At 65.0% G+C, this 16,054-nt stretch carries 5 protein-coding genes; 4 read left to right on the forward strand and 1 reads right to left on the reverse strand.

The genetic code is table 11. The features are described 5' to 3' along the window. Positions 1-111: 111 nt before the first annotated feature. Positions 112-1,326, reverse strand: a complete 1,215-nt coding sequence (locus tag ABGB11_RS41655) for an AAA family ATPase (RefSeq protein ID WP_347641202.1) — start codon at positions 1,324-1,326, stop codon at positions 112-114. Positions 1,327-2,813: 1,487 nt separating this feature from the next. Between ABGB11_RS41655 and ABGB11_RS41660 the strand changes: the two genes are divergently transcribed. From ABGB11_RS41660 to ABGB11_RS41675, 4 genes are all read left to right on the forward strand, one after another. Next, positions 2,814-6,725 carry an RICIN domain-containing protein gene (locus ABGB11_RS41660; protein WP_347641204.1) on the forward strand — a complete coding sequence of 1,304 codons (3,912 nt, stop codon included), beginning with the start codon at positions 2,814-2,816 and terminating at the stop codon, positions 6,723-6,725. Positions 6,726-6,839: 114 nt separating this feature from the next. Next, a complete protein-coding gene (locus ABGB11_RS41665) occupies positions 6,840-7,886 on the forward strand; it encodes a hypothetical protein (protein WP_347641205.1) in 1,047 nt (348 codons plus the stop codon). A gap of 88 nt (positions 7,887-7,974) precedes the next feature. Next, entirely contained in the window at positions 7,975-15,150 is a 7,176-nt protein-coding gene (locus tag ABGB11_RS41670) for an RHS repeat-associated core domain-containing protein (protein ID WP_347641206.1), read from the forward strand. Between the two features lie 4 nt (positions 15,151-15,154). Further along, positions 15,155-15,754 carry a hypothetical protein gene (locus ABGB11_RS41675; RefSeq protein WP_347641207.1) on the forward strand — a complete coding sequence of 200 codons (600 nt, stop codon included), beginning with the start codon at positions 15,155-15,157 and terminating at the stop codon, positions 15,752-15,754. The last annotated feature ends 300 nt before the right edge of the window (positions 15,755-16,054 follow it).

Below are 16,054 nucleotides of genomic sequence, written 5' to 3' on the forward strand. Positions count from 1 at the left end.
CAACCTGGACCACGCGGGAAGGGCGACCACTCTGTCGACCCCACGGGGCCTGACCCAACCGGCCGCACAGACGGCCATCTCGGCGCCCTTCCCGCCCACATCACCCCTTGTTCAGCACACTCCTAGGAGGGCGCGCGGACCGAACAGCAGGGTGCTCTTGGTCACGTCCAGGTACCGGTTGAGTTCGCGAACCTCCTTGGAGGTGAGTCCGAGTTCGGCGATCGGGACCGGCGTGCCGGTCCAGCCCGCTGCGACAGATGTTCGCCGACGTGTCATCACCACGACATCTTCGACACTGACCGCGGCTGACAGCACCGGCGAGTGCGTGGTGATGACGGCTTGGATATGTCCGGCCGGCACCGCGGGGTCAGGATCGGTTGTGACACGGGACTGGCGTGCGCGCCGCTGAAGGTAGCGCAGGAGCAGGGTCTGCAACTGGGGGTGCAGGTGCGCCTCCGGCTCTTCCACCAGAAGAACGGTCAGATCGGCCTCGGCAGCGGTCTCCAGCTCGGCCAGCACGGTGGCGATGAACAGAACATTGGCGTAGCCGAGCCCAGACGAGCGGACCGGATCCAAGTTCTGGGCCCTCGCGTCCCCAAGCAGCATTCGCAGCGACCGGGCGATCGACGCCAGGCTGGAATCGCTGGGTGCCAGCTCCGTCCGCTGTTGGTGGGCTCCCGCGGTAATGTCGCCGAGCGGACCGGTCACGTGGTCTCGCATCGCCATGAGCACGGGGTCCTCGACCACGGGCGTCAGGTGGTCATGGACGCGGTCGACGAACGCTGCGACCGCGTCCTTGCTTCCAAGCAACGCCTCCAGGATCACGCGTAGCCGTGTTCCCGAGCCCTCGCCGAGCTCACGAACGGCGTCCCGCAGGGCGGGCATGTGCACGTGGCGAATCGCTTGGCGGAACTCCGGCTCTCCGGCCAATTCCCGTCCCGCACCGACCGACCAGCCGATGCGGCCGCGCCGACGCCCCAGCGGCGCGGGTTCAGAAGTCAGAGACCAGGACGCGGCCCGCACACCGTTGTCAAAAGTACCTTCGACGAGTCCTTGGATATACGTGCCGGCCTGCCCGGGAATGATCCCTTCCAACCGCGCGGCCATTTGTACGACATCATCTGCGGCGAAGCGGTAGCGGTCGGTCTCTTCGATCGGGGCGGGACGGCGCCCGTCGAGCGGCTCTGTGAGATGCCTAAGAGTGTCGATCACCGCTGTCTTCCCGGCGTTGTTCTCCCCGGTGAGGACCGTGACGTCGGCACGGAGCGGGACCCGAATGTTCTCAAGAGCCCGGAAATTCTTGATCTTGATCTCGGAGATGAACAACGTTAGCTCCCCCAAGCCGAGTGTGCGGAGTACGCGGGCCACGAGGTGGGCCCGAAATGGAACTCATGATGGCTTTCGGGAGCAACCCAAGCTTAGGACGCCGGAGGCCGTCGCCAGGGAGAGTTAGATGCCGCGCGTCACAAAGTGGCCCGGGAACCCTCCGAATGGGCTACCGAGACCACACCCGAAATGGCCGTTCAACGGCGCCGAGTCCCTGATAGGGACTCGGCGCGAGACGGCTCGACCGTCCTGGCGGGACACCATCTTGGAGATCAAATCGGGGGATGGCGGAACGCCGCAGGGCGGAACGGGCGCTGTGGCGCCGGAGTGTGCTTCCAAGTTCAGAGCACCGCGTCGGGATGGGGCCACCGAGGCAGTGGAGCAGCCGCATCGCGTCGTCGCCGTGCGAGCCCTCCCGAGATAGGGCCCCGACGGGCATGACGCGTAGATCAAGCGAGGGGGCACCTTGCCGTCCAGGCGAGCCCGGATCGGGCCGCCGAGCAGCCATCGAGCAGCCACGGGGACAAACCGGGACATGTCGGGCGGGGGGCAAACCGGGGCAATCTCGTGTTTGCCCTGGTCACAGGTGGTGGGTCGCGTGGGACTCGAACCCACAACCTACGGATTAAAAGTCCGAAATCGTCGTATCGGAACGTGTTTCACAGTGTCATTGTATGCCGAACCGTCCGCCTCTCGCCCGATTTCCATGCCATCCAATGTCACTGCATGCCGATTCGTTTCGGAACCGCCGAGCCGACAACGAGCCGCCATGGGTCGTTGGTGATCTTGTGGCTTGCTCGGCGGCGGCCTCGCTTGACCTGCACGGACGGAGTTCTCGGCAAGTGCAGCGCGATCCACCCTGCCCGAACGACGACCTGGGGGAGAAGAGTCCTTCGCAGGGCTTCTGCGCCTGCATGTCCGTCCCCAGGAGGGCCTCAGTTCGGCCCAAGGCATGATCACCGGCGGGCTGTCGAAGCCGTGTTTGCCCTGGTCAGTGTGGCGGGTCGCATGGGACACGAACCCACAACCTACGGATAAAAAAGGCCACAAAGGCGGTAGTCAAGGCTGCGAACCAGTCGCGGATAATTCGATAAGCGGTAGTCGGGTGGTCCATTCGATCGGTCATCGGATCACCCCGCAGGTTCAAGGAAGAGCAGACGGACAGGTCAGCAGTGGACGCTTCTGTCCAAGGCGTCACCTGGGTGCGCGATCTGCGGCGGTCCTTCACTTATGTCAACCCATGACAACACTGACCGATAGACGCATGGGTCAGCGAAGTGGTTGACATCGGACAGTTGTGATGTAGGTCACAAAAATCACTCTCATGATCGTCTTCCTGCTCATTGATCTTCGGTTTATGTTTAGGGCGCTTTAGGCGGGCTTTATCTTGCGAGGTCATAGTGCGCTTCTGGGCTGGTCGGGGCTCGTCATTTCAGTCATCGGTTGTTGACAGAATGTGTCGGCGCTCTCCGATTCTGGCCGGGCTGATGTCGTCGGTTCTGGTGGCCACATTGCTGTCGGTGCCTTTGACCTCGGCGCATGCGGCTGAGACGAGTCCGCCCGCGCAGACGCCCATGGATGCCGCGCTGGCGAAGGCCGAGGAGACCGGCAGTCCGGTGGAGGTCGCCGGCCGGACGTCGGAGACCAGGAAGCTGACTGCGCTGCCTGACGGCCAGTTCTCGTTAGAGACGGCGCCGGTCCCGGTTCGCGTTGAGCGGGATGGTGTTTTCCATGACGCAGACCTGACGCTGGAGCGGACGGCCGAGGGCAGGTACGCCTCGCGGATGTCGGTCAACGGTGTCACGTTCGGGGCCGGTGGCGATGATGTGCTCGCCACGATGACCAAGGACGGCAAGAGCCTTACGCTGACCTGGCCGGGGACCAGGCTCCCGGCTCCCGTGTTGGACGGCCCGAGCGCCACTTTCGTGGATGGTGGCGGTGCGGGGGTTGACCTGGTGGTGAGGTCGACGCCGACGGGGTGGTCCCACTATGTGGTGGTGAAGGCGCCGGAGGCGGCGAGCGATCCAGCGCTGGCGAAGATCGAGTTTGGTGTTCAGGTTTCCGGACTGCAGTTGAAGGAACTGCCGGGTAGCCGCCTCGCTGCTGTGGACGAGGCCGGTAACGAGTTCTTCACCGCACCGGAACCGTTGATGTGGGAGGGGCGGACGGCTCCGGCTGAGGCATCACCCGCCTCCGCGAACCCGGAGGAGATTGCTGCCGGGCCGGATCCCGAGGCTGCAGCGGCGCCGATGACGGTGGAGACAGGCGGCGGCGTCCTCACCCTGACGCCTGATCCTGAGCTGCTCACTGCGCCCGACACCAAGTTCCCGATTGTCCTGGACCCGTCCTGGCAGACGTGGAATGGGAGCAGGGAGGGGGACGGTGACGGCGGCAGTGCGGGGTCTGGCTGGGCCTATGTCGACCAGGTGTTCCCGAATGCCTCGTATTGGAAGCCGGACCGTCTGCCTACGGGCCGTGAAGTCGAGGACTACACCAACAAGCGTTCCTACATCCGGATGGATACCTCTCCGCTGCACGAGTGGTCGGGCAGCGTGCAGGTCAAGGTCAACTCGGCCGCGGTCACCTTCGACGTCCTTCACGCCTGGTCGTGCACCGCGCGGGACGTCCGGTTGTTCAACGTGGGGCACATCTACTCTTCTACGACTTACAACACCCGTCCGGACGCGTTCATCCCTGAGGGATCAGGCTGGGACAGCAACTGGCTGGCCACCGCATCGGTCAATGTCGGGCGCCCCGAGTGCGGTGATGACGGGACGTCGAACAACGTGACGTTCACCCATGCCAACCTCACCCGTCTCATCCAGTGGGCCACGGATCACCGGTGGGACATCTTCACCCTCGGGCTGTTCCCCGACCAGGACTACAACGACACCCACACCTGGAAGGTGATGGACGTCGACCCGCGCATGGTCGTGAAGTTCTCCCGATACCCCATGCCGACCAAGGACGTCCACATGAGGAACGGAGGCACGACCAAGTACGGCTGCCTCCGCGGTAGCGGCCGCCCGTGGGTGGGCGTTTCCAAGGACCGGACCGCCAATGCGTTGATCACCGACTATGACGGCGATAATGCGGGCGGGTTCGACGGGCAGCCGCTGGCAGCGGAGTACGAGCTGGCGCCTCTCGGCAAGCCCGAGGAAAGTTGGAAGCGCTACGTGCCCCCGGGCGGTGCCTTCCAGCACGCAGGCTCGGACGGGTACCTGCACGCGTCGCTGACGATCGTGAAAGGCGATGATTTTCCCGCTACCGCCGACGGTGGAACGACCTGGATGTGGCGTGTGCGCGGGATGGACGACACCAACTTGTACGGGCCGTGGTCGGCATGGTGTGAATACACCGTGGACGCCCGCAGACCGGATACGCCGGAGGTGTCATCGCCTGAGTATCCTGCCGGAGCGACGTCAGGGTATGACACGGCCGCGCGGAAGTATGTACCCGGCAACTTCACCTTCGCGCCCGCCGGCTCCGGCGATGTCGTGAAATTCGACTACAGATTTGCTGACGGTACTGCGGGGACGAAGGCGGTTGCGGCGGGCGCATCGTCGACCATCTCGTGGACACCGAAGCGTTTCGGACCCCAATGGGTTGAAGTGACGTCCTACGACCGGGCCGGTAATCCGAGTGCGGCGAAAAAGTACGAGTTCGGGGTGGAGCAGCCGCCGCGGGACGCGGCCTGGTCGATGGATGAGCCCAGTGGCACCGTCGCGCATGCCGTGGGACCGGGCGGAGCGGTCAACCCGAACGCTGATCTGGTCTTCAGTGGCGGTCCGGCTTTCGGTGAGGCGGGCAATCTCGGCGCCGGTTCGCCTACTGACCGTGCGGTCCGTCTCAACGGCTCGACGCAGTTCGGTGAGGTCAAGCCCTGGACAGACCCGGAGGGCAACCCGGTCACTCTGGTGGACACCAGCCAGCGGTTCATGTTCTCGACCTGGCTGAGACTCGCCTCCGTCCAAGGTGACCAAGTGGCGATCAGTCAGGCCGCTGCCGACGGGACGGTCTTCGAACTCGGATGGCTCAGCGGTAGGTGGACCTTCCGGCATCGCGCGGCCGACGGCACCGTGTTGACGGCTGTCACACGGGATATGGCGCAGGCCGGGGACGGGCAGCCATGGAGTGCTCACTGGGTCTCGCTGATGGGCGGCTATGACCCGGTCAACCAGGAACTCTGGCTGCGTACTCAGGCCGAGGGACAGAGCGAGGTGTGCGATCCCGACGAACCGTGGAACTGCTCGACCACACGGGTAATGGCGCCAGAGGTGAAGACAGCCTCCACTACCTGGACGCCGGTAGCCGGCTCAGGGGCCTTGCTGGTCGGTGCGACGCCTACCGGGTCGAGCAAGAGCGCGTTCTGGAACGGCTGGGTCGACGACTCCCAGCTGTGGCCGCTGGCGCACCCCGACGATACGGTCTTGAACGCGATCTACACCGAGTCGGTCCAGGACCATGAGTTCGCCGGGAAGACGCTGCGTCTGGTGAACGTCAACTCAGGTCACTGTTTGGATGTCGCGGGCGCCGGGGTGGAGAACGGCACAAACGTGCAGCAGTGGAATTGTAATACGCACCCTGCGCAGGACTGGCAGTTCACCGATGTCGGAGATGGCTACTATACGCTGACCAGTCCCAACAGCGGAAAATGTCTGGACGTGGACGGTACGGACGGTTCGGGGACCGCCGACGGACGCAACGTGTGGCAGTACGAGTGCAACGGCAGCACGGGCCAGCAGTGGAAACCGGAGAAGAAGGCCGGCGGGTACTGGCTGAAGTCTCGGCGGAGCGACAAGTGCCTGGCCGTTGACGCGGGCTCACCAGCTCCCGGAGCGAACGTTTCCCAGTGGTCGTGCACAGATCCCATCGCCGATGAACAGTTGTGGAATATCACTGCTCTGAAGCGTCATCATCTTGACGGGATAACCCATCGGCTGCTTGTCAACAGCAATCAAACAGACCAGCAGAAGTGCCTGGACGTCGCAGGCGGCTCTACAGCGGATGGGGCCATCGTGTTGCCGTGGGAGTGCAACGGCGGACCTTGGCAGAAATGGCGATTCTCTGATTACGGCGACGGCTACTACATGCTCACCAACGTCAACACAATGAACGGCGACCCGTCGGCGGTTCGTTGCCTGGAGGTGGCCGATGCGCAAACCCAGGCCGACGCCGCCGTCCAGCAGGGCACCTGTGAGCCGGGCGCGGAGCATCAACTGTGGAAGGTTGCCGGTATCGCTGACGACGGCAATCTCGGTTACCGGTTGATCGCCAAGCACAGTGGCCTGGTCGCCGACGCTCGCGACCAGGGGGCGCCAGAGGACGCGCGGGTGGTCCAGGCCAATCCGGTGGAACCGATTCCCGCGCGTCAGATCTGGAAGCTGGAATATCAGTGACGAGGCCTGGGCAAACGAAACCGCTCGGGCAAGCAGCCACTTGCGGCTAGTAGGTCCCATAAAGAGCGCCACCAAGGAAGGCGCTCAGCGAATGCAAAGGAATTGAGCTCGAACATGAGGACTGCAGTGCCGGCCGTGATGGGCGGAATATTGACGGCGGTGGCATTGGTCGCCTCTCCGGCGCAGGCGGCGGAGGCGACGATTCCGCAGCGAATCGTGGTCGACCCCGTAGCGGTGGAGAACTGGGACGCCGACGTCACCGTGACAGGGCAGGTGCAGCAGGACCGCGGGGCTGGATGGGTGGCGGCCCCGGCCGGTCTGGTCGTGCACTTCGACAGCCCAGACGGGCAACTGCGGGTGACGGCCACGGTGCAGGACGGCGGCCGGTTCCGTGCGACGTTCTACCCGGGGCCGGGGAACATCATCGCGCGCGTGGCCGGCTACGGGCAGGTCGCCGAGACCTCGGCCCGGGTGCTCGGCTGGATCAGCCGGCTGTACATCGACCATGCGCTGGGCGATCGGGAGACCAACCCGGTCTATCCGTTGCGTGGCAAGGCCTTCGAGGTCCGGCGGACGCTGAAGGCAGTGCGCGGCGAGGCGCTTCCCGGGCAGAAAGTGACACTGTGGTGGGCGCCCAAGGGCACCTCCGGCTACCCGAAGACGGGCTGGAAGCAGGTCGGCTCAGGCGTCACCGACACCCAGGGCAGGGTGAAGATCGGCGCGACGGCGTGGACGGCCGGGTGGCTGCGCACCAGCTACGCCGGAGACGCCACCTACACCAAGATCGACTCGGGCTACCCGTTCCGCGTCTACTACAAAACCGGGATCGCCAGCTACAACGCCTCACCCGAACCTGCGCGCAAGGGACAGTACCTGACGGTCAATGGCCGCCTGATGCGCTGGACGTCCTCAGCTGGCTGGCAGCCGATCAAGGGCAAGTGGGTCAGCGCGAAGTACCGCCTCAAGGGGCAGAGCACCTGGCGGACACCGTCCTGCACCAACGGCGGCGACGCGACCAGCTCAACAGGCTGGTTCCAGATGAAGTGCAAGACCCCCGCCGACGCGACCTGGATGGCCTACTACCTCAGCCCCTACGCCTCCCCTGACACGAGCAAGACCGACTTCCCCGCCCAGGCCACCGACTACGTCGACGTCCGCTGACCGACCAAAGCCCGTGTAACGGCCCGGCCGGTGACCGTGCCGTGGCAGCCGTGGTGCCTTCCACAGAAATGAGGCGTCAGTGAAAGGTGTGTTGCGTGCGCTCGGCCGGGCACACGGGCTGATCTGCGCGGTGGCGGTCGTGCTCGCTCTTGCTTTGCTGGCCGGTGTGGCCGGTGAGGCGGCGGCAGCGGTGCGGCCCAGCCTTTCCGAGGACGGCGCCAAGCGCCGTCCAGCCACTCAGAAGACTCCCCGTATCAAGGGCAAGCCCGTCAAAGCCCGGACGACCAAGCTTCCCGGCACGGCCGGCACACCGATCACCTCCAAGCCCGCCGCCCCGGTCTGGCCCGAGCCCGGCCGAGGCACAGCAGACTTGTCGACACAGACCACCGGCAAGAAGGACGGCCAGGCAGCCGGTGGATGGGTGCAAGCCGGCAAGCTACCGGTCTGGGCGGGTGCACCCACCGCGCGCAAGGGCGAGCGAACCGCGGCCCCAGCGGTTCCTCCGCGCGTGGACGTGAAGATGGCCGACCGCAAGACCGCCAAGGCCACCCGCACCGAAGCGGTCATATCGGTCTCGGCGCCGCGGGCCGGAAACGTCAAGGTCGGGCTGAGCTACGCGCAGTTCAAGAACGCCCACGGCGGTGACTGGGCGTCCCGGCTACGCCTGGTGCAACTGCTGGCGTGCGCCCTGACCACCCCCGAAAAGGCGCAATGCCGGAAGCGCACCGTTCTGCCCACCGTCAACGACGCCGAAACCGCGACTTTGTCGGCCGATGTGGCCGTGGCCGTTGAAACCGCGCAGGCCGGCGCCGCCGGGGCGAACACGACGGTGCTGGGTGTCGAGGCAGGGCCGTCCGGCCCGACCGGTGACTGGGGGGCCACCAGCCTTTCCCCGGCGTCCAACTGGAACGCGGGCAGCAACACCGGTGAATTCTCCTGGAGCTATCCGGTGCGGCTGCCGCCGGTCCCCGGCGAGCTGATGCCCGAGGTCACCATCGGATACAGTTCCGGGGCGGTGGACGGCAAAACCGCAGCCGACAACTCCCAGGCGTCCTGGATCGGCGACGGTTTCGACTACTGGCCCGGCTTTATCGAACGCAAGTACAAGCCCTGCATTGACGCCGGTCACGCGTCCGGTGACCTGTGCTGGGGCCGCCACAACGCGGTCCTGTCTCTGAACGGCCGTTCCACCGAGTTGCTGTACGACAGCGCTGCCCAGACCTGGCGTCCCCGCAACGACGACGGCTCCACCATCGAACGGCTGACGGGCGCCACCAACGGCGACAACGACGGTGAGTACTGGAAGCTGACCGACCTGGACGGCGTCGAGTACTACTTCGGCGTCAACCGTCCCGATGACTGGACGAGCGGTCAGAACGAGACCAACTCGGCATGGACCGTCCCGGTCTTCGGCGACAGCGACGGTGAGCCCTGCTACGACAGCACGTTCAAGGATGCCTGGTGCCAGCAGGCCTGGCGTTGGAATCTCGACCACGTCGTCGACCCGCACAACAGCACCATCACCTACTTCTATGAGAAAGAGACCAACAACTACACGCGCTACCTGCAGACCAGCGGCGGCACCCGGTACGACTCCGGCGGCTACCTGAGCCGCATCGACTACGGCCAGCGCAAGGGCTCAAGCTACGCCGCCAAGGCCACCGGCCGCGTCCGCTTCACCGTCTCCTCCCGCACCGATCTGCCGGATGACCGGATCTGCGACAACGACGAGACCTGCGGATATGACAAGACCTCACCGACGTTCTTCAACCGCAAACGCCTGACCAAGGTCACCACCAAGCTCCGCAACGACCAGACGGTCGCCACCGAGGACCCCGGTTACAAGATCGTCGACACCTGGGACCTGGGCCAGACCTACCAGAACGGCGCGCTCTGGCTGCACACCATCGACCAGACCGGCCGCGACGGAGGCGACACCCCAGCCCCCCGCATCACCCTGTTCGGTCAGCTCATGACCAACCGCGTGATCACCGGACGGTCCGGCACCGGCGTCGACGCCCTGCCCGGCTACGACCGGCCCCGCCTGGTCGGGATCGACAACGGCACCGGCGGGACCACCAGCATCGGCTACTCCGACCCGTACGCCACGCCCACTCCCGCCGGGGACTGTATCTACTCGGCCGGAGGCATGCCCGATCCCAAGAGCAACACCAAACGCTGCTTCCCGGTGAAGTGGACACAACCCGACGGCAGGTTGGTCAACGACTGGTACCACAAGTACGTCGCCAGCTACATCATCGAGGCCGACAACACCGGCCAGTCCCGCTCCCAAATCACCAGCTACACCTACCTCGGCGACGCCGCATGGCGGTACGCCGAAGACGACGGGATGACCAAGGACAAATGGCGCACCTGGTCCCAATGGCGCGGTTACGCCAAGGTCCGCACCGTCACCGGCGACGGCCAAAACGGTGAACAGCAGTCACGGACCGAGACCACCTACGCCCGCGGCATGGACGGCAATTACCAGGGAAAGGGCAACCCCCGCCAGAGCGTGACGGTCACCGACTCCAAGAATCTGCTCGGCGGGATCACCGACATCGACTCGCTCGCCGGTGCCGTGTTGGAGAGCCGCACCTTCAACGGCGCCTTCACCGATGCCGCCGAAATCGGGGCGAGCGTGTCGCGGCCCAAGTGGACCAAGACCATCAGCCGCACTTTCCACGACACCAACTCCGACGACGACATCACCGTCGACGGCGGACGCGTCCAGCCGGAGTGGACCAAGGGCCGCTCCCGCAAGGCCGACGGCACCGACTTCAACACCGAGACCACCTTCGACTACGACGCGCTGGGCCGCACCGTCGCCGTCGACAACGAGGGCGATGTCACCACCGCCGCCGACGACACCTGCACCCGCACCGTATTCCCCAGCGGCACCGCCCCCGCCGGCGCGATCCAGACCCTGCCGATCCGCACCCTGTCGGTAGCGGTCGACTGCGACAACGACGCCAGCCACGAACCGAACCTGGTCGCCGCCGACATGATCTCCGACACGAAGATCATCTACGACGGCAAGACCTACGGCGCCTACCCAACCGTCGGCAACGCCACCCGCACCGAGAAGGCCACCGGCGTCACAGGCGGCCGCTCCACCATGACGCCCGCCGTCACCACCACCTACGACGGCTACGGCCGCGTCCTGAACACCACCGAGGTCGGCGACGCCGCCACCCCCGACGACGACCGCACCACTGTCTCCACCTACACCAACGCGCCCGAGGGCTGGCTGAAATCCAGCACCCTCACCACCCCGCCGATCAGTGTCGGCGGCGCCACACCGGCCGGATTCACCACCACCACCGAGTACAACCCCGCCCGCGGCACCCCGACCAAGGTCACCGACCCCAACGGGCGTGTCGGCGAGGGTGAGTACGACGGGCTGGGCCGCCTGGTCCGCGCGTGGCTGCCCAACAACACGCGCAAGAACAACCCGGACCGGCCCTCCACGATCTACACCTATGCCTTCCCCACCGACGGCAACCCGGTCTCGGTCACCACCAAGACACTCACCAAGACCAGCCCGGTCACCTACGAGACTTCCGTCGACCTGCTCGACGGGCTGCTGCGGGCCCGCCAGTCGCAGAACGAGGCCGCCGGTGGCGGCCGGATCGTCACCGACACCAAGTACGACAGCCGCGGCCTGGTCTTTAAGACCAACGCCGCCTACGTGCTCACCGGCGACCCGTCCGGCGTCCTGACCACCGCTGACGACAACCAGATCCCCAGCCAGACCCTCAGCACCTACGACGGCGCCGAGCGGATCCTCACCACCACGCTCTACAGCTACTCCACCCAGAAGTGGACCACCACCAACCGATACGACGGTGAACGCACCACCGTCATCCCACCCTCGGGTGCGATGCCCTCGGCCACCCTCACCGACGCCCTGGGCCGCACCGTCGAAACCCGCCAGTACAAGACCACCGACCTGTCCGGCCCCTACCTGGCGACCAGCCTCACCTATGACGGTGCCGGACGTCCGGCCGAGTCCCGCGACGCCGCCGGCAACGTTTGGAAGCGCACCTACGACGTCCAGGGCCGCCCGGTCACCGCCACCACCCCCGACAAGGGCACCTCGACCGTCACCTACGACCACTTCGACCAGGTCGCCACCAGCACCGACGCCCGCGGCACCACGCTGAACTACAGCTACGACAACCTCGGCCGCCCCCTGGAGGCCAAGAACGGCGCCACGCCGCTGACCTCCATGACCTACGACACCGTCCCCTACGCCAAGGGCCTGCCCGCCACCTCCACCCGCCACATCGGCAACGACAACTACGTCACCGCCATCACCGGCTACGACGGGCTCTACAACGCCAAGGGAACCACCGTCACGATCCCGGCGTCCCAGGGAGCGCTGGCCGGGACCTACACCACCACCCAGTCCTACAACTTCAACGGCTCTCCGCTCACCACCTCCTACCCGGCGGTCGGAGGCAGCAGCGGCCTGCCCGCCGAGGACGTCACCACTGAGTACAACGACGATGGCCTGCCCGAATGGACGCACGGCCTTGCCACCTACGTTGCCGGCACCACTTATAACGGGCACGGCGACATCACCCAGCTCGCCATGGCGTCGGTCTCGGACAAATTCCTCTGGCAGACCTTCGACCGCGACCCCGCCACCAACCGTCTGACCCGCTCCACCGTCAAACGCCAGTCCTCGCCCGCCACCTTCGACCTGGAAACCATCTACGACTACACCGACGCCGGCTCCATCAGATCGATCCTGACCAACGCCGCCGACAAGGCCGCCGACCGGCAGTGCTTCACCTACGACTACGCCCAGCGCCTCACCGAAGCCTGGTCCACCACGGGCACCGACTGCAACGCCGCGCCGACCGCCGCCACCATCGGCGGCCCCGCCCCCTACTGGACCAGCTACCAGTACGACCCCAACGGCAACTACGGCGACAAGGTCGGCAACCGCACCAAGGAGACACAGCACGCTTTCACCGGCGGACCCACCGCCGACAAGACCCGCACCTACAACTATCCCGCCCCGCTTGGCGACAGCGGCCTAACCGGCCCGCACGCGCTGAAGTCGCTCACCGAAACGGACGGAACCACTAGCACTACTGACCTGTACACCTACGACCAGGTCGGCAACACCACCGCCCGGCCTGGGCAGAAACTCATCTGGGACGCCGAAGGCAACCTCTCCAAGGTCACCGACGACGCCGGCAAGGAACTGGCCGGCTTCATCTACGACGCCGCCGGCAACCGCCTCATCCGAAAAGACACCAACGGCACGACCCTCTACCTGGCCAGCCAGGAACTCAAGGTCTCCACCAGCGGAACTGTCACCGCGATCCGCTACTACAGCCACGCCGGACAAAACGTCGCCTACCGCACCGGCACCTCCAGCTCCACCATCCAGTTCCTCATCCCCGACTACCAGGGCAGCGCCGACACCACCGTCAACGCCGTCGACCAGAACACCTGGAGCGTCCGCCGTTTCGCCCCCTTCGGCACCGAACGCAGCACCCCCATCGGCACCTGGCCCCTCGCCATGGACAAGGGCTACGTCGGCGGCACCAAAGACACCACCACCGGCCTCACCCACCTCGGCGCACGCGAATACGACCCCATCACCGGCCGCTTCCTCAGCGCCGACCCCATCACAGGCGGCGGCGACCCCCTCACCGCCAACGCCTACTCCTACGCAGGCAACAACCCCATCGACCACGCCGACCCCACCGGCCAATACCGCGACGGAGGCTTCACCCCCGGCCGCACACCCATCAACGACGGAGCACGCGAACGCTGGGACAACGCCAACCAGCATCGCAACGCCTTCAGGCGCGGAGGAGGTGGCGGCGCATACGTCGCGCCGCCGCGCGCGCCGAGCGGCGGTGGTTGCTGGGTCGGCTGCAACGGCTCCGTGGGCGGAAACCCGGTACCGGTCAAGAAGCACTGCGGGTGGAGCTGCAAGGTCGGCAAGGTCGGCGGCTTCCTGAAGAAACACCAGGCCACCATCGCCGGAATCGCAGCAGGCGGCCTATGCGCAGCCGCCACCGGCGGCACCGCAGTCGTCGGCTGCGCCGCCATCGGCGGATGGGTCTACGGCGCGGTCAGCTACCACCAGAACACACCAGCCGACCAGCAAACCCTCATAGGCGGCTTCAAATCCGCCCTCACCGGCGCAGTCATAGACGCCGGCCTGGCAGCGAGCGGCCTGCTAGCAGCCAAAGCCGCCGCCCCCGTACTCCGCAGAGTCGCCCCGAAGATCCTCCAGAAGATCACAGGCAGAGCAAAGGGCGGAGCCCCAGGCCGCAGCGGCAGCGCGGCGAAAACGGTACCCGCAGCCGGAAAGAAGTCCGGAAAAGCAGCAGCCGACACCCCAGCCGCAGGCGGAGCAAAAGCTTCGTGCAACAGCTTCGTACCAAACGCCCACGTCCTCATGGCCGACGGATCGACCAAACCGATCGGAAAGATCAAGGTCGGCGACAAGGTACAGGCCACCAACACGACTAGCGGCGGCACTTCGGCGCAGACCGTGCGAGCAACGATCACCGGCACCGGGATCAAGCGTCTGGTCAAACTCACCGTCGATACCGATGGCGAACGTGGCCATAAGACCGGAGAGTTGACCGCGACCGACGGCCACCCCTTCTGGGTCCCTGCAGCGAGCAAATGGATCGACGCCGCCAAACTACAGCCCGGGATGTGGCTTCGCACCAGCGCCGGCACCCACATCGAGATCACCGCTGTCAAGATCTGGACTCAGCATCATCACGTCCACAACCTCACCGTCGACACGCACCACACGTATTATGTTCTCGCCGGTACCGCCCCGGTTCTCGTCCACAACTGTGGTCTCTCAAACAATCGGTCGGAGGCGATCCAGCGGATAGAGTTGAAGGCCGCTGCCAACCGAGGAGTGAGCCCAGTGTCTCTCTCAGAGGGGGCTGGGATGGGCGGCTTGAGGGAAGCCATCGGCGGTGCTTCTGATTTCAAGTGGGCGGTGACTATGGATGATGAACTTAAGGTAATGCCCGCGTACGCGGGAGGGGGAGCGGGGGAATGGTCCCGCATGGAACTTGCTCACACTGTCCTTGCTGGACTCAACGGAAAGCTGCTTGCGGCAGGATCCGGTACCTTTATGGAAGGGTTTCCTGTTTTCATCAACAGGCATAGTGGGCATTTCTTGCCTGGACTGGAGACCCTGGAGATAGGAGAGAATGCGTTTCGGAGAGCTGGTATCGACTTCATTTCGTCTCCAGACGTTGGGTGAGACGGTGTCAGAGGAATTCCCAATTGATGAGCGTCGGGTCGCTGCAATCAGCGCGGTTGATGACATGGCTGTCCTGCTGCAGCGCAGTGACCTTCCAGAGAGTAGGCCATCCTGGTGGACTACGGTGATATCGGTTTGCACCTCGGGGATGTCGGGTGTAGATGTTGGCGAGGAGGATGCGGAGCGGTGGGCTGAATTGCTGGTCCGTGCGCTTGACAAGGCCGAGTGTCAAGGCGGCCTAGGCGTAGAGGACACTCTTCATCGACGAATGATGGCATGTGCTGTCGCGATCCAAAATTTTGGTGTCCAGAAAGGCAATGAAGTCCGTGATCCTCACTTGGTGGCGTCTCGCTTCATTGAGGAATTCGGTCGCTCACCCGAGATTGTCGTGAATCGCCTCCGAGAGGCGATTAGCGTTCCAAGAGGTGTTCAGATAGATGAGTCTTACTATGTAAGAATTAAATGGATCTCGACTTTCAGGCAGACCATCGAAGCCCTGGCTCGCGTGGCTGAATTTCTTGAAGATGAAACACAGAGACAAATTATCGATGACTGGTGCAATGCATTGGATTCTATCCCCGATAGGCGTATATATCCAGATTAACCAAACTTTTGTTGTTTAGCGCCAAAATTGTGGCCAGATTGCCCCCGTAGCTGCGACTACCTCAAGGTTGTGCTTGCCGAAAAGTACGTCCATGCGGTGACAGCCGTAATGTCCGGCGGGTCGCGGCGCAGGGCTGGGAACCGTCGCGGGACAGGCCACGAGCCCTCGTCCTCAGAGGGAGTTTTGAGAGTGGTCGGCTGGTCTGTGTGTTGTGCTGGGTGATGGGGCGAATTTCAGTGTTCGCTGTGGTTCAGGGTGAACAGTCCTGGTTGATGTTCGGCGAGGAGGTCGCGGGCAACG

Source organism: Actinomadura sp. B10D3, from assembly GCF_039871695.1.
Taxonomy (GTDB): Bacteria; Actinomycetota; Actinomycetes; order Streptosporangiales; family Streptosporangiaceae; genus Spirillospora; species Spirillospora madurae.